Origin of the sequence: Microbacterium sp. UCD-TDU (genome assembly GCF_000340625.1) — a bacterium.
Lineage (GTDB): Bacteria > Actinomycetota > Actinomycetes > Actinomycetales > Microbacteriaceae > Microbacterium > Microbacterium maritypicum.
In genome coordinates this window covers 859958-880376 of sequence record NZ_KB454446.1, presented here as the reverse complement: position 1 = coordinate 880376, position 20419 = coordinate 859958, and the positions used below count along the sequence as shown (strand labels likewise).

At 70.0% G+C, this 20419-nt stretch carries 20 protein-coding genes; 15 read left to right on the top strand and 5 right to left on the bottom strand.

Annotated features, from left to right (window positions below; translation table 11 throughout):
• Positions 1-156: 156 nt before the first annotated feature.
• The 4 genes from D514_RS27130 to D514_RS27115 are packed head-to-tail and all read left to right on the top strand — an operon-like array spanning position 157 to position 4600.
• Positions 157-1659 carry a CoA-acylating methylmalonate-semialdehyde dehydrogenase gene (locus tag D514_RS27130; protein WP_031205710.1) on the top strand — a complete coding sequence of 501 codons (1503 nt, stop codon included), beginning with the start codon at positions 157-159 and terminating at the stop codon, positions 1657-1659.
• Between the two features lie 28 nt (positions 1660-1687).
• A complete protein-coding gene (locus D514_RS27125; protein ID WP_017829476.1) occupies positions 1688-2893 on the top strand; it encodes an acyl-CoA dehydrogenase family protein in 1206 nt (401 codons plus the stop codon).
• Positions 2890-3795 carry a 3-hydroxyisobutyrate dehydrogenase gene (mmsB, locus tag D514_RS27120; protein ID WP_017829475.1) on the top strand — a complete coding sequence of 302 codons (906 nt, stop codon included), beginning with the start codon at positions 2890-2892 and terminating at the stop codon, positions 3793-3795. Before D514_RS27125 ends, mmsB begins: the two co-directional genes overlap by 4 nt.
• A 28-nt stretch (positions 3796-3823) precedes the next feature.
• A complete protein-coding gene (locus tag D514_RS27115) occupies positions 3824-4600 on the top strand; it encodes an enoyl-CoA hydratase-related protein (RefSeq protein ID WP_017829474.1) in 777 nt (258 codons plus the stop codon).
• Positions 4601-4696: 96 nt separating this feature from the next.
• Here the strand turns inward: D514_RS27115 and D514_RS27110 are convergent, their stop codons facing one another.
• From D514_RS27110 to D514_RS27100, 3 genes are read right to left on the bottom strand one after another with little or no spacing between them, the layout of a single operon-like run.
• Positions 4697-5140 (bottom strand): YdeI/OmpD-associated family protein, encoded by a 444-nt coding sequence (locus D514_RS27110; protein ID WP_017829473.1) that lies wholly within the window; start codon positions 5138-5140, stop codon positions 4697-4699.
• Complete coding sequence (locus D514_RS27105; protein WP_017829472.1) at positions 5137-5607, bottom strand: SRPBCC family protein; 471 nt, start codon at positions 5605-5607, stop codon at positions 5137-5139. The genes D514_RS27110 and D514_RS27105 overlap by 4 nt, the downstream gene beginning before the upstream one ends.
• Before the next feature lies 1 nt (position 5608).
• A complete protein-coding gene (locus D514_RS27100) occupies positions 5609-6145 on the bottom strand; it encodes a MarR family winged helix-turn-helix transcriptional regulator (RefSeq protein ID WP_017829471.1) in 537 nt (178 codons plus the stop codon).
• A 140-nt stretch (positions 6146-6285) separates the two neighbouring features.
• Between D514_RS27100 and D514_RS27095 the strand changes: the two genes are divergently transcribed.
• The 4 genes from D514_RS27095 to D514_RS27080 are packed head-to-tail and all read left to right on the top strand — an operon-like array spanning position 6286 to position 10944.
• The gene (locus tag D514_RS27095) at positions 6286-7062 is read left to right on the top strand and encodes an electron transfer flavoprotein subunit beta/FixA family protein (RefSeq protein WP_017829470.1); all 777 of its coding nucleotides are present in this window, start codon (positions 6286-6288) and stop codon (positions 7060-7062) included.
• Position 7063: 1 nt separating this feature from the next.
• Positions 7064-8035 carry an electron transfer flavoprotein subunit alpha/FixB family protein gene (locus tag D514_RS27090; protein ID WP_017829469.1) on the top strand — a complete coding sequence of 324 codons (972 nt, stop codon included), beginning with the start codon at positions 7064-7066 and terminating at the stop codon, positions 8033-8035.
• 2 nt (positions 8036-8037) lie between these two features.
• Positions 8038-9744 carry a cytochrome b/b6 domain-containing protein gene (locus tag D514_RS27085; RefSeq protein ID WP_017829468.1) on the top strand — a complete coding sequence of 569 codons (1707 nt, stop codon included), beginning with the start codon at positions 8038-8040 and terminating at the stop codon, positions 9742-9744.
• A 48-nt stretch (positions 9745-9792) separates the two neighbouring features.
• A complete protein-coding gene (locus D514_RS27080) occupies positions 9793-10944 on the top strand; it encodes an acetyl-CoA C-acetyltransferase (RefSeq protein WP_017829467.1) in 1152 nt (383 codons plus the stop codon).
• Between the two features lie 84 nt (positions 10945-11028).
• Here the strand turns inward: D514_RS27080 and D514_RS27075 are convergent, their stop codons facing one another.
• On the bottom strand, positions 11029-11538 hold the full coding sequence (locus D514_RS27075) for a GNAT family N-acetyltransferase (RefSeq protein WP_031205707.1): 510 nt from the start codon (positions 11536-11538) through the stop codon (positions 11029-11031).
• A gap of 131 nt (positions 11539-11669) precedes the next feature.
• On the opposite strand from D514_RS27075, the gene D514_RS27070 reads away from it, so the two are divergent.
• From D514_RS27070 to rocD, 7 genes are all read left to right on the top strand, one after another.
• Positions 11670-12230: an acyl-CoA thioesterase gene (locus tag D514_RS27070; RefSeq protein WP_031205706.1), complete on the top strand. Its 561-nt coding sequence runs from the start codon at positions 11670-11672 to the stop codon at positions 12228-12230.
• Positions 12231-12306: 76 nt separating this feature from the next.
• Positions 12307-15957: a proline dehydrogenase family protein gene (locus D514_RS27065; protein ID WP_017829464.1), complete on the top strand. Its 3651-nt coding sequence runs from the start codon at positions 12307-12309 to the stop codon at positions 15955-15957.
• Between the two features lie 81 nt (positions 15958-16038).
• Positions 16039-16473, top strand: a complete 435-nt coding sequence (locus D514_RS27060; protein ID WP_017829463.1) for a hypothetical protein — start codon at positions 16039-16041, stop codon at positions 16471-16473.
• Positions 16473-16703, top strand: a complete 231-nt coding sequence (locus tag D514_RS27055; RefSeq protein ID WP_017829462.1) for a helix-turn-helix transcriptional regulator — start codon at positions 16473-16475, stop codon at positions 16701-16703. The genes D514_RS27060 and D514_RS27055 overlap by 1 nt, the downstream gene beginning before the upstream one ends.
• Positions 16700-17710 (top strand): NAD(P)-dependent alcohol dehydrogenase, encoded by a 1011-nt coding sequence (locus tag D514_RS27050; protein ID WP_017829461.1) that lies wholly within the window; start codon positions 16700-16702, stop codon positions 17708-17710. The genes D514_RS27055 and D514_RS27050 overlap by 4 nt, the downstream gene beginning before the upstream one ends.
• Positions 17711-17893: 183 nt before the next feature.
• The gene (gene ddaH / locus D514_RS27045) at positions 17894-18772 is read left to right on the top strand and encodes a dimethylargininase (protein WP_017829460.1); all 879 of its coding nucleotides are present in this window, start codon (positions 17894-17896) and stop codon (positions 18770-18772) included.
• Positions 18769-19974 (top strand): ornithine--oxo-acid transaminase, encoded by a 1206-nt coding sequence (gene rocD / locus D514_RS27040; RefSeq protein ID WP_017829459.1) that lies wholly within the window; start codon positions 18769-18771, stop codon positions 19972-19974. The genes ddaH and rocD overlap by 4 nt, the downstream gene beginning before the upstream one ends.
• 108 nt (positions 19975-20082) lie before the next feature.
• Here the strand turns inward: rocD and D514_RS27035 are convergent, their stop codons facing one another.
• Positions 20083-20370 (bottom strand): hypothetical protein, encoded by a 288-nt coding sequence (locus D514_RS27035; RefSeq protein WP_017829458.1) that lies wholly within the window; start codon positions 20368-20370, stop codon positions 20083-20085.
• Between the last annotated feature and the right edge of the window lie 49 nt (positions 20371-20419).

The following is a 20419-nucleotide window of genomic DNA, read 5'->3' as shown; positions in this document are numbered from 1 at the left end:
CCCGGGCGAGATGACGCGGCGGTGAACGCGGCGCGAACAACCGCGATCGACGCAGACGCCGCCGCGCGCACGGAATACAAGGATGTCCTAGTAAATATCCGGCCCTCCGAGTAAACTCCCCAATGTGCCAACGACGGCACGGAGGGATGTCACACAATGACTCGTACTATCCCGCACTTCGTGGGCGGATCGCTTCTCACTCCCGACTCCGGTCGCTTCGCCGACGTGTTCGATCCGAGCACCGGGGCCGTGCAGGCGCGCGTGCCACTCGCGTCGGCCGACGAGGTGCGCCGCGTGATCGCGAACGCCGAAGAGGCGCAGGTCGCGTGGGCCGCGACCAACCCGCAGAAGCGCGCTCGCGTGCTGCTGCGGTTCCTCGACCTGGTGCAGCGCGAGATGACGTCACTGGCCGAGCTGCTCGCGAGCGAGCACGGCAAGACGGTCGACGATGCGAAGGGCGACATCCAGCGCGGTCTCGAGGTCATCGAGTTCGCAGCCGGCGCTCCGCACCTGCTCAAGGGCGAGTACTCCACCGGCGCGGGAACGGGCATCGACGTCTACTCGATGCGGCAGCCGCTCGGGGTCGTCGCCGCGATCACCCCGTTCAACTTCCCCGCCATGATCCCGCTGTGGAAGGCCGGCCCCGCGCTCGCCGCCGGCAACGCGGTCGTGCTCAAGCCCAGCGAGCGCGACCCCTCGGTGCCGGTGCGCATCGCCGAGCTCTTTCTCGAAGCTGGCCTCCCCGCAGGGGTCCTCAACGTCGTGCACGGCGACAAGGAGGCGGTCGACACACTGCTCACCGACGAGCGCATCCGCGCCGTGGGCTTCGTCGGATCGACCCCGATCGCCGAGTACATCTATGCGACGGCCGCAGCGAACGGCAAGCGCGCGCAGTGCTTCGGCGGTGCGAAGAACCACATGATCGTGATGCCGGACGCCGACCTCGATCAGGCCGTCGACGCGCTCATCGGCTCGGGGTATGGCTCGGCGGGCGAGCGCTGCATGGCCATCTCGGTCGCGGTCCCGGTGGGACAGGAGACGGCCGACGCGCTCGCCGCCAAGCTCACCGAACGCGTCGCCCAGCTGCGCGTCGGCCCCTCTCTCGCGGCCGACGTCGACTACGGCCCGCTGGTCACACGGGCGGCCGTCCAGCGGGTCGAGGGCTACATCCAGCAGGGCGTCGACGAGGGGGCGACACTCCTCGCCGACGGTCGCGGCTTCACCGTGGAAGGGCACGAGGAGGGCTTCTATCTCGGACCGACCCTGTTCGACCACGTCACCACCGACATGGCGATCTACCGCGAGGAGATCTTCGGCCCCGTGCTGGTCATCGCCCGCGCCGCCGACTACGAGGAGGCGCTGCGGATGGCCTCGGACCATGAGTACGGCAACGGCGTCGCCATCTTCACGCGCGACGGCGACGCCGCCCGCGACTTCGCCGCCCGCGTCGAGGTGGGGATGGTCGGGGTGAACGTGCCGATCCCGGTCCCGATCGCGTACTACACGTTCGGCGGCTGGAAGCGCAGCGGATTCGGCGACCTCAACCAGCACGGAACCGACGCCTTCCGGTTCTACACGAAGACCAAGACGGTGACGAGCCGCTGGCCCGCGGCGGGCATCCGCGATGGAGCCAGCTTCGTCATCCCCACCATGCACTAGCCCCGGACACCTCCCACAAGGAACCACGATGACCATGACCACCGTCACCACCACCGCCGAGGAGCGCGAGGCGATCATCGGCGCCGTCCGCGAGTTCGCCGAGACCGAGCTCGCCCCCTACGCCGCCGAGCGCGACGAGAAGCACCTGTTCCCGCGGGAGTCGCTCAACCGGGCCGGCGAGCTCGGGCTCGGCGGCATCTACGTCGATGAGGAGTTCGGCGGCAGCGGCCTCAGCCGTCTCGACACCGTCGCGATCTTCGAGGAGCTCGCGAAGGGCGACCCCGCGGTCGCGGCCTACATCTCCATCCACAACATGGTCGTCTGGATGATCGACACCTACGGCGACGACGCCCAGCGCGCGCACTGGCTGCCGATGCTGACGGCCATGTCGGAGTTCGGCGGCTACTGCCTCACCGAGCCGGGTGCAGGATCGGATGCCGCGAACATCGCGACCAGCGCCGTCCGCGACGGCGACGACTACGTGCTCACCGGAGTGAAGCAGTTCATCTCCGGAGCGGGCGAGGCTGCCGTCTACGTCGTCATGGCGCGCACGGGGGAGCCGGGCGCGCGCGGTATCAGCGCCTTCCTCGTCCCCGGCGATTCCGAGGCGCTGAGCTTCGGCGCCCCGGAGAAGAAGATGGGCTGGCACGCGCAGCCCACCCGCCAGGTGATCCTCGACGGTGTGCGGGTTCCCGCCTCCTCCATGCTCGGCGACGAGGGTCGCGGGTTCGCGATCGCGATGTCCGCGCTCAACGGCGGACGCCTCAACATCGCCGCCTGCTCGCTCGGGGGCGCCCAGTGGGCACTCGATCAGGCCGTGAAGTACGTGCACGAGCGGATGGCGTTCGGTGAGCCGCTCGCCGAGAAGCAGTCCATCCTGTTCGCGATCGCCGACATGCGCACCGACCTGCACGCGGCACGACTCATGGTGCGCGACGGCGCGCAGGCGGTCGACGAGCACGCACCCGACGCGACGATGCGCTGCGCCATGGCGAAGCGCTTCGCGACCGACGCCGGCTTCGACGTCGCCAACCGGGCTCTGCAGCTGCACGGCGGCTACGGCTACCTGCAGGATTACGGGATCGAGAAGGTCGTCCGCGACCTGCGCGTGCACCAGATCCTGGAAGGGACGAACGAGATCATGCGACTGATCATCGGACGTGAGATGCTGCGACCGGCGGGTTCCGCCTCCCTCCAGCGCAGCGGCGGAGAGCAGATGCGGAGCGGATCATGACGGCGCCGTCCTCCCCGGTGGTCGTCGCGTTCCTCGGCCTCGGGCACATGGGACTGCCGATGGCGAAGAACCTCCTCGCCGCGGGACACGAGGTTCACGGCTTCGATCTGGTTCCCGCGGCCATCGAGGCGGCGCGGACGGCCGGCATCCCGGTGGCGGCGAGCGGCGCGGATGCCGTGGCCGACGCGGATGTCGTCATCACCATGTTCCCCGCCGGAAAGCACGTGATCGAGGCCTATCGCACCGAACTGCTCGCGGCCGCCCGCCCCGGCACGCTCTTCATCGAGTCATCGACCATCGCCGTCGATGAGGCGCGGGCCGCGCACGCTCTCGCGCTCGCCGCCGGGCACCGCAACGTCGACGCTCCGGTGTCGGGAGGCGTGGTCGGCGCGGAGAACGGCACCCTCGCCTTCATGGTCGGCGGGTCGGACGACGACTTCGCAGCCGCCCTCCCGCTGCTCGAGGTCATGGGAAAGCGCATCGTGCACTGCGGGGGTCCCGGCCTCGGCCAGGCGGCGAAGGTGTGCAACAACATGGTGCTCGCGGTCTCGCAGATCGCGGTGGCCGAGGCGTTCGTGCTGGGGGAGCGGCTCGGGCTCGAGCATCAGGCGCTGTTCGACGTCGTCTCGCAGGCCTCGGGCCAGTGCTGGTCGATCACGACCAACTGCCCCGTGCCCGGCCCTGTGCCCACGAGTCCTGCCAACCGCGACTACCAGCCGGGTTTCGCCGGGGCGTTGATGGCGAAGGATCTCGGGCTCGCGCTGCAGGCGATCGAGCAGACGTCGACGGATGCCAGGATGGGCCGTCTCGCGCAGGAGATCTATGCCGCGTTCGCGGCCGGCGACGGCGCGGGGCGCGATTTCTCCGGGATCATCACCGACATCCGCGACGACCGCGTGTGATGATCGGTACTTCGACGGAGAGGGTGACATGACCGAGTACGAGACGATCCTGGTCGAGCAGCGCGGACGAGTCGGGTGGATCACCCTGAACCGTCCGGAGGCGCTGAACGCGTTGAACAGCCGGCTCGCGGAGGAGGTCACCGCCGCGGCCGTGGCCTTCGACGCGGACGAGGGCGTCGGCGCGATCGTGGTGACCGGATCCGAGAAGGCCTTCGCCGCCGGCGCCGACATCAAGGAGATGGAGGGCATGTCCGCGGCGCAGATGCTCGAGACCGATCACTTCGGGGTCTGGCACGAGTTCGCCGCGGTGCGCACGCCCGTGATCGCCGCGGTCTCCGGCTTCGCCCTGGGCGGCGGATGCGAGCTGGCGATGATGTGCGACATCATCCTGGCCGCCGACAACGCGAAGTTCGGACAGCCCGAGATCAACCTCGGCGTCATCCCCGGCATGGGCGGAACCCAGCGATTGATCCGCGCGATCGGCTACTACAAGGCGGCGGAGCTGGTGCTCTCCGGCCGATTCATGGGAGCGGAGGAGGCCGAGCGCTCCGGCCTCGTCTCCCGCGTCGTCGCGGCATCCGACCTCCTCGCCGAGGCGACGAAGCTGGCCGACACGATCGCGTCGAAGTCGCTGCCGTCGGTCTACGCCGCGAAGGCCGCACTGGATGCGGCCATGGAGACGCCCCTGTCCGAGGGGCTCACGCACGAGAAGCAGGCCTTCGCCGCCCTGTTCGACACCGCGGATCAGAAGGAGGGCATGTCGGCCTTCCGCCAGAAGCGGTCGCCCGACTTCCAGAACCGCTAGCGCGTCGTGAACAACTCCTCGGTACAGCGTGCGCCTCGCCGGAGACGGCTCTCAGCGCCGTGCCCGACGAGAATTCCTGCGGAGTCGTGCACCACCTCAGCCGCGGAGCGCGTCGACGATCTTCGCGATCCGGCGCTCGCGCGTCGCTTCCTGCTTGGCGTCGGCCACGCTGCGCGCGTGCTCCTTGCGCACGGTGTACGACAGGGCGTCGAAGGCCGCGCGCACAGCAGGGTCGGCGTCGAGGGCCGCGGCGAGTCCCGGGGGTACCTCGACCGTGCGCTCGACCGAATCCACCCGGATCACGGCGTCGACCTCCTGGCCGATCTCGAGCCCCAGGTCGGCACGCACGGCTTTGCTGAAGCCGATCATGTTCTCGCTGCCCATCCGCGCCAGGCGCAGGCAGGCGGTGCGTCCGCCGATGGTGACCGCAACGGGGAAGGCCTTGCCGGCGCCGAGGGAGGCGACCTGCTCATCCGTGACGAGGATCGCCGCAGCGGGGCCACGGCCGGTGAGGACGGTGTGAAGGCGCAGTTCGCTCATGCCGAAAGAGTACGCCCGGGGCCCTCGAGTTCGGCGGCGAGAATCGCGTTGCGCTCCGTGATGAGGCGGCGCATGTACGCCCGCATGAACAGCGCGTCGACGAGCCGGCCGAGCGGACCGAACGGCGAGCGGAAGGTCACCGTGTCGTGCATGAGCGTGCCGGACGGGTGTTCCTCGAACCGGTGCTCGTGCAGGAATGCGGCGAACGGTCCCGAGATCTGCCGGTCCGAGAATCCGTTCGGGGGATCGACATCGAACACGATCGAGCGCAGCCGGAACGGGACGCCGAAGTGGCGTGCCCGCCAGGTCGCGGTCGTGCCCTCGGTGAAGACGCCGCCGGCCGGTGCCTCGATCATCGTCTCGCCGAATCGGGCCATGCTCTTCACATGCAGTGCAGGGTCGAGCGACGCGGCGAACACCTCGGCGGGGGCCGCACCGATGACCGTCTCGAGTGCGAAGCGGGCCATGTCAGAGGGCTTCGGGCTGCGGACGCGGATCGGCGAAGTCGCCCGCGTCCTTGCGCAGCCTGGCCACGATCGCGACGAGCTCGGCCGCGTCGTCGCGGCTCAGACCGGGCTGGGCGAAGACATCGGCGTTGAGGGCCTGGGTGGCGCGCTCGACCAGTTCCCGGCCGGACTCGGTCAGGACCAGGAGCGCGGCGCGTCCGTCGTGCGGGTGCGGCTCACGCGCGATCAGGCCGTCGCGCACCAGTCGCTCCGCCGTGCTCGTGACCGTGGTCGGGTGCACCTGCAGTCGGGCGACCACGCTCGAAAGCGGAAGGCTCCCCGCACGGCTGAAGGCCAGCAGGCGCAGCACCTCGTAGCGGGCGAAGCTCAGGGCGAAGGGCTTGAGGGTCGCATCGACGCGGGCGAGCAGCAGCTGCTGGGCGCGCATGACGGAGGTGACCAGGGCCATGCCGTCGGCGGCATCCGTCCATCCGTGCGCGAGCCACTGCCGCTTCGCCTCGGCGAGCGGATCGATGGGGAGCGGACGGGGTCGGGCCATTTCTCTACGGTAGTGGCGGGAGGGTGGGGTGCGGCGACGGCGCGCGACGCATCCGTCGCTGCAGTCCTTGAGTCTCAGTCGCATGTGAGCTGGAACTCAGTATCGCGGTCTAGAATTGCAGCAGTCGTGAGGAGCAATCGATGAAGATCTTCGTCCTGGTCAAAGAGGTGCCGGACACCTATGGCGATCGCAAGCTGAATCTCGAGACCGGACTCGCCGATCGCGCGGCGGGGGATGTGGTCCTCGACGAGATCACCGAGCGCGCTCTCGAAGTCGCACTCAGCTACGCCGACAAGAACGACGGCACCGAGGTGGTGGCCGTCTCGATGGCTCCGGAGGGGTCGACGGCCTCGCTGCGCCGGGCGCTCGCGATCGGTGCCGGCTCCGCCGTGCACATCGCCGACGAGCAGCTCGCCGGTGCCGACCTCGGCCTCACCGCCGAGGTGCTGGCCGCGGCGATCCGCCGCGGCGCCCCCGACCTCGTGATCACCGGCAACCTGTCGACCGACGGCTCCGGTGGTGTGATCCCCGCGATGATCGCCGAGCATCTCGGGTTCGCGCAGGTCACCGCCCTTTCCGCGGTGGAGATCACCGCAGACGGCGTCTCGGGAGTCCGAGGCGCGGATGCCGGCAGTCAGCCGGTCTCGGCGCCGCTGCCCGCCGTGATCTCGATCACCGAGGCGCTCCCCGACGCCCGATTCCCCAACTTCAAGGGGATCATGGCGGCGAAGAAGAAGCCGCTCGAAGTGCTCTCGCTCGCCGACCTCGACGTGTCGGCAGATCCGTCCGCCGCCCCGCGGACCATCATGACGACCGTGTCGGAGAAGCCCCCGCGGGCTGCCGGCGTGAAGATCACCGATGAGGGTGACGCGGCCGACAAGCTCGTCGACTACCTCGTGCAGAACAGGCTGGTGTGAGATGACTTCCTCCGAGAACCCGATCCTCGTCCTCATCGACGTCGATCCCTCCGGCTACGTCGCGAGCAGCACGGCTGCGCTCCTCGGCGCTGCTTCCACGATCGGCTCGCCCGTGGCTCTGATCGTCGGCGGGAGCCCCGCCGCGGTGGACCAGGCTGCCGCGGCAGGAGCATCCGTCGTGCTGACCGCCGACGGCGACCCCGCAGCGCTCACCGTGCCGATCGTGGACGCACTGCAGGCTGCCGCCGCGCAAGTGCGCCCCGACGCCGTGCTGATCTCGAACTCGATCTCCGGTCGTGATGTGGCCGGACGCTTCGCGGTGCGCACGAAGAGCGCGCTGTCGGTCGACGCCGTCGGGGTCTCACGCGACGACGAGGGAGTGCTCGCGCATCACTCGGTCTACGGCGGGGCATACCTCGTCGACTCGGCTCCCACCTTCGGCATCCCCGTGATCACGGTGCGCCAGGGTGCGGTGGATGCGCGTGCCGAGGCCGTGCCGTCGCATTCGGTCGAGGTGCTCGATGTCACGCCGTCCGGGGCCGTCGCGGCGACGGCAGGTCCGGTCGAGGCGGTCGAGGTCGCCTCTTCCCGTCCCGAGCTGCGCGGGGCGACGCGCGTCGTCTCCGGCGGTCGGGGCCTCGCGTCCAAGGAGAAGTTCGTGCTCGTCGAGGAGCTCGCCGACGCACTCGGCGCGGCCGTCGGCGCCTCCAGGGCGGCCGTCGACGCCGGGTACATCCCGCAATCGCACCAGGTCGGTCAGACCGGGGTGTCGGTGTCGCCGCAGCTGTATGTCGCGCTCGGCATCTCCGGAGCGATCCAGCACCGCGCCGGCATGCAGACGTCGAAGAACATCGTCGCGATCAACAAGGACCCCGAGGCGCCGATCTTCGACGTCGCGGACTTCGGCATCGTCGGCGACGTGTTCGCCGTGGTCCCGCAGGTGATCGCCGCCCTCGAGGCGCGGAAGAAGTAGTCATGGCGACGCGGATGCTGCGACGCGGTCTGCCGCGTGTGCCGGGTGGAGAGCCCTGGCCTCCCGCCGATGCGGTGGCCGTCGATGCGGCCGCAGCGGAACCGGAGGCCGGTGCGGCCCCGGAGCCGGTGGCGCACGCGGTGACGCCGGCTGCGGTCGCACCGGTCGACACCGGGGTGACGACCGGTGCGGTGGAGCCGGCACCGGCGGTCGCTCCCGCCCCGCCTACGGATGCCGTTTCTCCGGCGACCTCCGGAGGACTGCGCATTCGTCGTGGTCTGCCGCGGGTCTCGGGCGGAGAGCCCTGGCCGCCGTCACAGACCGCCCCCGCCCTCGCCGCCGCGGCCCCCGCTCCGCACGCCACGACAGAGGAACCGGCCGCAGAGGAACCGGCCGCAGAGGAACCGGCCGCAGAGGCAGCATCTCCCGTGTCGACGACGACGGCGACCACGCCGCAGCCCGCCGCCGCATCGACCGCCCCCTCCGCAGTCGCCGAATCCGAGGCGCCGCCCGTCGCTGCCGTCGGTGTCCGTCGCGGCCTGCCCCGAGTGGTCGGTGGCGACCCCTGGCCGCCTGCGGACACTGTTCCGCTCGTGCGGACAGCCGCAGGATCTGCTCCTCTCGAGCCCGTAGCCTCCGAGAGCACGCCCGCTGCCACCGTGGAACAACACGCAGCCGCAGCGACCGCGGTGGCCGTCGCCGGCTCTGCTCCGGCCATCGCCGACGTCTCGACGCCTCTGCCCTGGACCCGCACGGTGTGGAACGGGCGCGCACCGCGTCACATCCTTGCTGCACCGGCGCCGGCAACCGACCGCCGTCGTCCGACCTGGACGCAGGCGATCGGCGTGCTGTTCGGCGCCGCCGCGCTCGGAGTGCTCGCAGGAGCGGCGATCGCCTTCGTGCGGACGCTCCTGAGCTTCCCGTTCATGCAGGACTTCCTCGCAGCCTTCCCCGGCGAGTACGAACCCGCGATCGCGGTCGAGCCCGGGTTCTCGTCGTGGATCGGCTGGCAGCACTTCTTCAACATGTTCCTGATGGTGCTGATCATCCGCTCGGGCCTGCAGGTGCGCACCGAGAAGCGGCCGACCGTGTTCTGGACGCCCCGGGGCAACCCCAAGGGGAAGATCAGCCTCAACCTCTGGTTCCACCAGTCGCTCGACATCCTGTGGCTCGTGAACGGCGTGATCTTCGTGGTCCTGCTGTTCGTCACCGGGCACTGGGTGCGCATCGTGCCGACGAGCTGGGAGGTGTTCCCGAACGCGCTGTCGGCGGCCCTGCAGTACGTCTCGTTCGACTGGCCGCACGAGAACGGCTGGAACAACTACAACAGCCTGCAGCAGCTCGCCTACTTCGCGACCGTGTTCATCGCCGCACCGCTCGCGGCGATCACCGGGTTCCGCATGTCGGGGCTGTGGCCCAAGAAGGCCGAGAAGCTGTCGAAGGCGTACCCGGTCGAGTGGGCGCGGGCGCTGCACTTCCCGATCATGCTCTACTTCGTGGCGTTCATCATCGCCCACGTCGCGCTCGTGATGCTGACCGGATTCCTGCGCAACCTGAACCACATGTTCGCGGCGCAGGATGCGGTCACCTGGACCGGATTCTGGGTGTTCGTGCTCTCGCTCGTGGTGATCGCGATCGCATGGGTTGCCGCCCGCCCGCTCGTGCTCGCCCCCATCGCGAAGGCGTTCGGGAAGGTCTCCGGACGCTGACACCACGACGCCGATCCCGCGGCATCCCCGCACGACGGAAGGAAGATCATGGCCGAGGCGTACATCATCGATGCGGTCCGCTCCCCGGTCGGACGGCGCGGCGGATCGCTCTCCGGCATCCATCCGGCTGATCTCGGTGCGCACAGCCTCCGCGCGCTGGTCGATCGGGTCGGGATCGACCCCGGGGCGATCGACGACGTGGTGCTGGGGGCGATCGACGCGATCGGCGGACAGGCGGGGAACGTGGCGCGCACCGCCGCGCTGGTCGCCGGATTCCCCGAGCACGTGCCCGGTGTCACGATCGATCGCCAGTGCGGATCGAGCCAGCAGGCCGTGCACTTCGCGGCGCAGGCCGTGATGAGCGGCGTGGACGACCTCGTGATCGCGGGCGGTCTGCAGAACATGTCGCAGGTGCCCCTGCTCGCTGCGGCCATCGTGGGGGAGGCCTACGGATTCACCACCCCGTATGCGCAGTCGCCGGGGTGGCGCGAGATGTACGGCGACCAGGAGATCTCGCAGTTCGCCGGTGCGGAGCTGATCGCCGAGAAGTGGGACATCTCTCGCGAGGAGATGGAGCAGTTCGCCCTGGAGAGCCACCGCCGTGCGGCCGTCGCGCAGGACGAAGGTCGCTTCTCGAACGAGATCGCCCCGCTGAACGATCTCGACCGCGACGAAGGCGTGCGCCGGGACACGACCCTGGAGCGGATGGCACAGCTCGCGCCGCTCAGGGAAGGCGGACGGATCACGGCCGCTGTGTCGTCGCAGATCAGCGATGCCTCCAGCGCCGTGCTCATCGCGAGCGCACGGGCCGTGCGCGAACACGGACTCACGCCGCGCGCACGCATTCATCAGATGACGGTCCGCGGCGCCAGCCCCGTGCTCATGCTCACGGCGCCGATCCCTGCGACCAGGCACGCTCTGGAGCGTGCGGGGCTCGGCATCGGCGACATCGACCTGTTCGAGGTGAACGAGGCTTTCGCTCCCGTGGTCCTCGCCTGGATGCGCGAGCTCGACGCCCCCTACGAGAAGGTCAACGTCAACGGCGGCGGCATCGCGCTCGGCCACCCGATCGGGGCGACCGGCACGAGGCTGCTCGCGACCATGCTGAACGAGCTCGAGCGCACCGGCGGTCGCTACGGTCTGCAGACGATGTGCGAGGGCGGCGGTGTCGCGAACGTGACGATCATCGAGCGCCTCTGACCTGCCGCCGCGCGAGCACCGGCGCAGACAACGAGAGCGGGCCGCCTCCCCGGGGAGACGGCCCGCTCTCGCGTGTGCGATCGATCAGGGGCGGACGAAGCGGACCTCGGTCAGCGTCTCGCCCAGGAACGGCTCGGTGTGCGAGGCACCGTCGAGGCGGAAGCCGTTGCGCGCGTAGAACCGGTGCGCGCGAGGGTTGTCCTCGGCGACCCACAGATACAGCGGCTCGTCCTTCTCGACGGCCGCGTCGAACAGCTTCTGGCCGATGCCGGTGGAGTGCCACGCATCGAGCAGGTAGATGAAGTAGAGCTCGCGGAACGCGGGAGCGTCCTTGTCGCGGGCGGGACCGGAGCCGACGAAGCCGACGATCTCGCCGTCGACGAGCGCGGCGTTCATCGTGAACTCGGGGCCCTGCGAGGCCCAGTGCGTCCACAGCTCGGCCATGCGGCGGGGCGAGACCTTCTCCAGCGCCGCCTTGCTGATCAGGTGGTCGTAGGTCTCGTGCCAGCACTGCGCGTGCACGCGACCGAGGGCTTCCGCATCCACATCACGGACCGGACGGACGATGACTTCAGGCTGGGCTTCGGCGCTCATGTTCGTGACTCTACGCGCGGCGTGCACGAAGAGGAAATCGAGTGGATGGTCGACGACACCCGATGCAGGGGCATGGAGGGTTCGCACAACGATGTTCGCCGATCGTGCGCTCCTGGCTACGATCGATCCTCGTGAACGTGATCTGGCGGACCCTCCTGGTAATCCTCGGCGCTCGCCGCCGCGTGCGACGGGGGAAGACCCTCGATGCGTCGGCGGTCAGCAGCATCCGCCTGACCACGCTGCCGACCGACATCGATATCCTGCGCCACATGAACAACGGGCGCTATCTGTCGCTCTTCGATCTCGGACGCTGGGATCTGCTGATACGGACCGGGCTGTTCGATGCGATGAAGGAGCACGGCTGGTACGCGGTCGTGTCCAGCGAGACCGTGACGTTCCGCAAGTCGCTGCAGCTGTGGCAGCGTTTCGACGTGCAGTCCCGCTTCATCGGCCACGACGACAAGGCGGTGTTCCTCGAGCACAGGGCTGTCGTCGACGGAGAGATCTACGCGCGGGTGATCGTGCGCTCGCGCATGCTGCGTCGTACCGGCGGCACGGTCAGCAACGAAGAGCTGTTCGCTGCCGTGGGCAAGCCCGAAGGCGTGCCGGAGATCGATGCGTGGGTGCACGACTGGGCCGCGGCATCCGCCCTCCCTCCCGTGCGGGTGAAGGCTCCGAGCGTCTGGGGCTGAAAGAAGCGACGGGGTGGCGGGCCCTGGACGGGCCTGTATACCGTGCAAACCAGAGCACGGACCTAGGCTGAAATCCATGGCTGACTCCCCGTCGGATGCCGTGGCATCCGCACCCCTCGCAGACCGTGCCGTCGAGCTCGCTCGTCGGTGGGCGATCGAGGCCGCGGCGATCGAACCCGATCCTGCCGCCGCCCGGCTCGCCGGGGTGCTGCAGGATGCCAACGGTCTGCCGTTCACGCTCGGCTTCGTGGACGGCGTCATGCGCCCGGAGAGCCTCACCGCCGCGGCCTCGCAGCTGCACCGGATCGCCCCGATCGTGCCCGAGTTCCTGCCCTGGTACCTGCGCTCGGTGGTGCGTCTCGGCGGCGGTGTCGCGCAGATCCTGCCCTCGCCCGTGGTGCCGATCGCCCGCCGGGTGCTCCGCGACATGGTCGGCCACCTCGTCGTCGACGCACGCCCAGCGAAACTCGGAGCGGCGATCGAGCGGATCAGGGCGAACGGCTCCCGTCTCAACCTCAACCTGCTCGGTGAGGCCGTGCTCGGCGAGACGGAGGCGCGGCGGCGGCTCGACGGCATCCACGCGCTCATCCAGCGCCCGGATGTGGACTACGTCTCGGTCAAGGTCTCGGCGATCATCAGCCACCTCTCGATGTGGGCGTTCGACGAGGTCGTCGACGAGGTGGTCGCTCGCCTCCTGCCGCTGTACGTCACCGCGGCGTCCGACGGCACCTTCATCAACCTCGACATGGAGGAGTACCGCGACCTCGACCTCACGATCGCGGTCTTCACGCGCATCCTGGAAGACCCGCGCCTGACCGGGCTCGAGGCCGGGATCGTGCTGCAGGCCTACCTGCCAGACGCCCTGCCTGCCCTGCAGGAGCTCACCGCCTGGGCGCAGGAGCGCGTCGCGCACGGCGGCGCCCGCATCAAGGTGCGACTCGTCAAGGGCGCCAACCTCGCGATGGAGCACGTCGAGGCGCGCATGCACGGCTGGACGCCCGCCACCTACGACACCAAGCTCGACACCGACGCCAACTACCTGCGCTGCCTGGACTGGGCGCTGCAGCCCGAGCACACCGCGGCCGTCAAGCTCGGCGTCGCGGGGCACAACCTCTTCGGTATCGCCTACGCGTGGCTGCTGGCGGGGGAGCGGGGTGTGCGCGAGGCGGTCGAGTTCGAGATGCTCCTCGGCATGGCGCAGGGGCAGGTGCAGGCCGTCTCGCGCGAGGTCGGCCCGGTGCTGCTGTACGTGCCGGTCGTGGAGCCTGCCGAGTTCGACGTGGCCATCAGCTACCTGGTGCGCCGGCTCGAGGAGAACGCCTCATCGGAGAACTTCCTCTCCGCCGCGTTCCGACTCGGCGAGGACGAGTCGCTGTTCGTGCGCGAGCAGGATCGCTTCCTCGATGCGCTCGACAGGGCGGGCGACGCCACGCTGCGGATCGGGCCGCGTCGCACGCAAGACCGCAGCGCGCCCGTGCACGAGTCCGTGCGGACGGCACCCGCAGCCCCGGCGCCCGAGACCGACCTCACCAAAGCGGTGCTCGGCATCTCGCGCGGCTCCGACGACGGAGGACGAGAGGCGTTCCTCGAGACCGCCGTGTACTCCGCCCGCGAGCTGGATCAGGATGCCGGCGGAGCGCCGGGCTTCTCGAACACCGCCGACAGCGACCCCGCCCTCCCCGCGAACCGCGAGTGGGCGCGTGAGGTGCGCGAGCGCATCCCCGCATCCGACCTCGGCGCCGCCACGATCACGGTCGCTCGGGTCTCGGATGCGGAGGATCTCGAACGGATCGTGGAGGGTGTGCGTCGGGCGGCCCCGTCCTGGGGTGCGCGGCCCGCCGCCGAACGCGCCGAGGTGCTCCTGCGCGCTGCGGCCGCGCTCGAATCGCGGCGGGGGGATCTCATCGAGGTCGCGGCCTCCGAGACGGGCAAGATCTTCGCCGAAGCCGACGTCGAGGTGAGCGAGGCGGTCGACTTCGCCCGCTACTACGCGGCCAAGGCGCGCGAGCTCGACGCGATCGCCGGAGCCGTGTTCGTCCCGGCAGCGGTCACCGTCGTCGCACCGCCCTGGAACTTCCCCCTCGCGATCCCCGCCGGTGGGGTGCTCGCCGCGCTCGCCGCAGGTTCCGGCGTCGTCTTCAAGCCCGCGCCGCAGGCCCGTCGCTGCGCTGCCGTGATCGCCGAGACCCTGTGGCAGGCGGGGGTGCCGCGCGACCTGCTCGCACTCGTCGACATCGAGGAGGGCGAGCTCGGGCGCGCGCTCATCACGAACGACGCCGTCGACCGCGTGATCCTCACCGGAGCGTGGGACACGGCCGCACTGTTCCGTTCCTGGCGGCCCGACCTGCCGCTGCTCGCCGAGACCAGCGGCAAGAACGCCATGATCATCACCCCGTCAGCGGATCTCGACCTCGCGGTCGCCGACCTCGTCAAGAGCGCCTTCGGGCATGCCGGGCAGAAGTGCTCGGCGGCGTCGCTGGCTATCCTCGTGGGTCCGGTCGGACGCTCGGCTCGGTTCGCCCGCCAGCTGGCCGACGCCGTGCGCTCGCTGCACGTCGGGCAGCCCACCGACCCGCTGGCCGAGGTGGGCCCTGTGATCGAGCGGCCTCACGGCAAGCTCGCCTGGGCGCTGAGCGAGCTCGAAGGCGATGAGCAGTGGCTGATCGAGCCCGCGCTCGCCCCGGGAGACGACGGCAGCGGACGGCTGTGGCGACCCGGCATCCGTGTCGGTGTGCAGCCGGGGTCGCGCTTTCACACCGAGGAGTTCTTCGGGCCGGTGCTGGGGGTGATGCACGCGCCGACGTTCGCGCGCGCCGTGGAGATGCAGAACGCCGTCGCCTACGGGCTCACCGCCGGTCTGCACACCCAGGACCCGGAGGAGCTGTCGTACTGGCTCGGACGGGTGCAGGCCGGCAACCTCTACGTGAACCGCGGTATCACCGGGGCGATCGTGCAGCGCCAGCCGTTCGGCGGGTGGAAACGCTCCTCGGTCGGTCCCGGCGCCAAGGCCGGTGGCCCGAACTATCTGATCGGCTTGGGGTCGTGGCGCTCGCAGCCGGGCGGACCGGCCTCCAGCACCTTGCATCTTCGGGGGCTCGACTCCCGCATCACGGCCCTGATCGAATCGGCCCAGTCCTCGCTCGCTTACGAGTCGTTCGAGTGGCTCCGGCGCTCCGCCCTGTCGGATGCGCTCGCCTGGGACCGGGAGTTCGGGCAGGTGCGCGACGTCTCGCGTCTCGGCGTGGAGCGCAACCTCTTCCGCTACCGGCCGGTGCCTGTCGAGGTTCGCGCGACCGACGACGCGGCTCTGCAGGACCTGCTGCGCGTTGTGATCGCCGGAGTGCGCTCGGGCGCGAAGTTCGTCATCTCGACACCGGTGGGGCTGCCCGCCGACGTGCGTCGAGCCCTCGGCGACCTCGATGCCCCGGTGTTCCTGGAGAGCGACGACGAGTGGCTGCAGCGGATGCTGCGGCAGGACGATGCCTCCGACGGCGTCGTGCTGCCGGTGAGCGATCGGGTGCGGCTGGTCGGTGGCCGTGACGGGGTCGCCGCTCTTCGCGCGAAGCTCGCCACCGCCTCGGCCGGTGATCCCGATCTCGCGGTGTACGACGGCGAGGTGACGGCCGCCGCGCGCATCGAGCTGCTGCCGTTCGTGCACGAGCAGTCGATCTCGATCACCGCGCACCGTTACGGCAACCTCGACCCGTGGAGCAGCGATGTGATCTGATCTTCGTGTAAAGAATTCTTGACACACCTCCGGCGTCGACGTACGCTGAGCGTGTCAACAATCTTTTACATCGGAGTCGTCATGGTCTTTGAAGAACGCAACGCCTGGGCCGGGCTGATCGTCAGCCCCATCGTGATGGTCGCGTACGTCGTGCTGGTGCTCCAGAACGCCGGGGGAGGCCCGCTCACCGACGTCGATTGGTTCCCGCTCATGCTGTGGGTGATCGGTGGGGGCATCGTCGCCACGATCGTGGTCAGCATCGGCTGGGGGCTCATCGCCGGGATCAGAGACCCCGACGGCGTCGGTCGCTCCGACATCCGCGACCGCGACATCAGCCGGATGGGCGGCCGCGTGGAACAGGGCTTCGTGGTGATCGCCGGACTCGGCGTCATCGCGCTGTGCGCGGTCGGCGCCGATGTCTTCTGGATCGCGAACACGATGTTCGCGGGCTTCGCAGTGTCGGCCTTCATCGGCTGCATCGCCCGGGTGATCGCCTACCGGCGGGGCCTCGTCTGATGGTCAAGCCCACCCGCGTCTCGAACACCATCCGCGCGCATCGCGAACAGGCCGGACTCACCCAGGCCGAGCTCGCGCGCACGGTCGGGGTGACGCGCCAGACGCTCATCGCGATCGAGCAGCAGAAGTACTCGCCGACGCTCGAACTCGCATTCCAGATCGCCCGCGCCTTCGGCGTCGGCCTCGACGACATCTTCGAATACCCCGACACGTCAGGAGCAGCATCATGAACCGATCGATGAAGGCGTGGAGCCGAGAGGCCTACGGTTCGGCCGACGGCGTCGCGCTCGAGCGCATCCCGGTGCCCGTGCCCGGTCGCGGGGAGGTGCTGCTGCGAGTGCGCGCCACGGCCCTGAACGCGGGCGATGTGCGCCTCCTGCTCGGGGATCCTCTGCTGGTGCGGCCGGTGTTCGGCATGACCCGTCCCAAGTACCCCGTGCGCGGCATCGAGGTCGCCGGCACCGTGGTCGCCGTCGGTCCCGACGTCGTCGGCGCCGAGATCGGCGAAGAGGTGGTCGGCGAGCTGGTCGGCGGTGGCGGGCTCGGAGAGTACGTGACCGTACCCGCGTCGCGGCTCGTGCCGATCCCCACCGGCGTCGAGCCGGAGGCCGCAGCGTGCCTCCCCGTCGCGGGAGGAACCGCCTGGCAGGCGCTGGATCTCGCCGGGTTGGGCATCTCTGAGGGCGGTCGTTCCGGCGTCGCCACACCGCGGGTCCTCATCATCGGCGCCTCCGGAGGTGTCGGCACATTCGCGGTGCAGCTCGCGGCCCTGCGTGGCGCCGAGGTCTGGGCGAGCTGCCGTGACCGAAACGCCCCCCTGATCGAGCAGCTGGGCGCCGTGCGCACGTTCGATCATCGGGAGTCGCCGTTGAGCGCCCTGCCGGACGGGCGATTCGACGTGATCATCGACATTGCCGGAGGGATCCCGCTTCGAGAGCTGAAGCGCCTCGTGGTTCCCGGCGGCAGCGTCGTGCTGGTCACGGGCGACGGCGGACACGTGCTCGGCCCTCTCCCACGGATGCTGCGCGCCGTGTTCCTGTCGATCGGCTCGCGGAGCATCCGACCGCTCGCCGCGTCGCCCCGCGCCGAGGTGCTGGCGAAGCTCCTCGAACTCGTCGCCGAAGGTCGCGTGGTGCCGGTGATCGAGCGCGAGTACCCCTTCGGCGAAGCATCCACCGCCCTCGCCCGGCTGGAGGCCGGTCACACCGTCGGCAAGGTCGTGGTCACCGGCTCCTGAGCCCGCCCGGATGGGGCGGCGCCGCACGGCGCTCTGGCGGCGCACAGGGGGCGGGTGACACAATGGACCTCGGCGTGCCCGAGTCGCATCTTCCCCGAAGCCCGCTCTGAACGAGTGAAGGGTCGAAGGACCGCCGGGCCCCTGGACAGCGTCCGCCGCGCCCGTCCTCCGAGGAGAGCACCCATGTCGACGCCTGAAGCCGCCGTATCCACCGCCCCCGCCCGCACCGCGCACCACCGCCGCTACCTCATGTGCAAGCCGGAGCACTTCACCGTCAACTACTCCATCAACCCGTGGATGGAGCCGACGAAGCCCACCGACACCGCCAACGCGGTGGCCCAGTGGCAGAAGCTCTACGACCTCTACATCGAGCTGGGCCACGAGGTCGAGCTCATCGAGCCGCTCGCCGGGTACCCCGACATGGTCTACACGGCCAACGGCGGGTTCCTCATCGACGGCCGCGCCTACGTGCCCGAGTTCCGCTTCGTCGAGCGCCAGGGTGAGTCTCCGGCCTTCGCCGAATGGTTCCGCGCCGCGGGGTACGACACGGTGATGCCGAAGGAGGTCAACGAGGGCGAGGGCGACTTCCTACTCGTCGGCGACGTGATCCTGGCCGGCACCGGCTTCCGCTCCACGGGCGACAGCCACCGCGAGGTCGGGGAGGTCTTCGGTCGCGAGGTCGTCTCGCTCAACCTGATCGACCCGCGCTTCTACCACCTCGACACCGCGATCGCCGTGCTCGACCCGGTGCAGGGCACGGAGAACGGCGGCCCGGAGCGCGCGAACATCGCCTACCTTCCCGGTGCCTTCGACGACGCGAGCCGCGCCATCCTGGAGGAGCGCTTCCCGGACGCGATCCTGGTGTCGGACGAGGACGGTTCGGTTTTCGGCCTGAACTCGGCGAGCGACGGCTACAACGTGGTCATCTCGCCGCGTGCGAAGGGCTTCGAGAAGCAGCTGCGCGAGCGCGGATACAACCCGATCACGGTCGACCTGTCCGAGCTGCTGCTCGGCGGCGGCGGCATCAAGTGCTGCACGCTCGAACTGCGGGGTGCGAAGTGACTGCGCTCGACGAGACCACCGCGGCAGGCACCGAGCCGCACGTCGCACACAACTACCACCCGCTGCCGGTGAACATCGCCCGCGCGGAGGGGGCGTGGGTGACCGACGTCGAGGGCAAGCGCTACCTCGACCTGCTCGCGGCATACTCGGCCGTGAACTTCGGCCACCGGCACCCGGCCCTCGTCGCGGCGCTCACCGAGCAGCTCGGTCGGGTGACGCTCGTCAGCCGTGCGTTCCAGAGCGATCGGCTCGAACCGTTCGCCGCGGCGCTCGCCGAGCTTGCCGGCAAAGACCTCGTGCTGCCGATGAACACGGGGGCCGAGGCCGTCGAGACCGGCATCAAGGTCGCCCGCGCATGGGGCTACCGGGTCAAGGGCATCCCCGAGGGCAAGGCGCGCATCATCGTGGCTGCCGGCAACTTCCACGGTCGAACGACCACGATCGTCAGCTTCAGCGACGACGAGACGGCCCGCGACGACTTCGGTCCCTACACGCCGGGCTTCGACGTCGTGCCGTACGCAGACGCGGAGGCCATCGCCGCGGCCATCACCGACGAGACGGCAGCCGTGCTGGTCGAGTCGATCCAGGGCGAAGCCGGCGTCGTGATCCCGCCGGAGGGGTACCTGCGCCGCATCCGCGAGATCTGCGACGAGAAGAACGTGCTGTTCATCGCCGACGAGATCCAGGCCGGACTCGGGCGCGTGGGCGAGACGTTCGCCTGTGACCGCGAGGGCGTCGTGCCCGATCTCTACCTGCTCGGCAAGGCGCTCGGCGGCGGCATCCTCCCGGTCTCGGCCGTGGTCGGCGACACCGACGTGCTCGGCGTCATCCGTCCGGGCGAGCACGGTTCGACCTTCGGCGGCAACCCGCTGGCTGCGGCCGTGGGCCTGCGTGTGGTCGAGATGCTGCAGACGGGCGAGTTCCAGGAGCGGGCGCGTGCACTCGGCGCCCATCTCGAGCAGGCACTGCAGCCGCTGATCGGCCACGGCGTCACCGCCGTGCGCATCGCCGGGCTCTGGGCCGGTGTCGACATCGATCCCGCCAAGGGCACGGGGCGCGAGATCGCCGAGAAGCTCCTCGAGCGCGGTGTGCTCGTGAAGGACACGCACGGGCAGACCATCCGCATCGCACCGCCGCTCGTGATCCGCGCGACCGAACTCGACTGGGCGGTGGAGCAGCTCAAGCTCGTGCTGGGCGCCTGATCAGGCGTATCCCGTCTGCGTAGATGCAGGCACGGGCAACGCCACCGCAGGGGAGGGCCGTGGCCTGGGGATGGCGACGGCTGGCGGTGGCGTTGCCCTCGAGCGTGCTCAGGCCGGCGGCGAGTCCGGATCGAGCGTCTTGAGGGTGTCTTCTTCTGCGTCGTTGTCGGCGTCGAGCTGATCCTCGGTGGTCTCGTCGCCGCCGAGCGCCGCGCGGTGTCCCTGGCCCGCGTCGCCCTGGATGGCGCCGCCGGTCGACTCTCCGCGCGAGCTGTCGCCCTGGATCGCGCCGCCGGTGCCGTCGCCCTGACCGGAGTCCTCGTCGGCTCCTCCGACGCGGCGCGCGCCCTCGGCCGGATCCTGCGGGTGGGGGGTGCGTTCCGTGTTCTCGTCCATGCATCGACGGTACGTCGAGGCGTTCGTCTCGGAGAGGGCGTTGACAAAC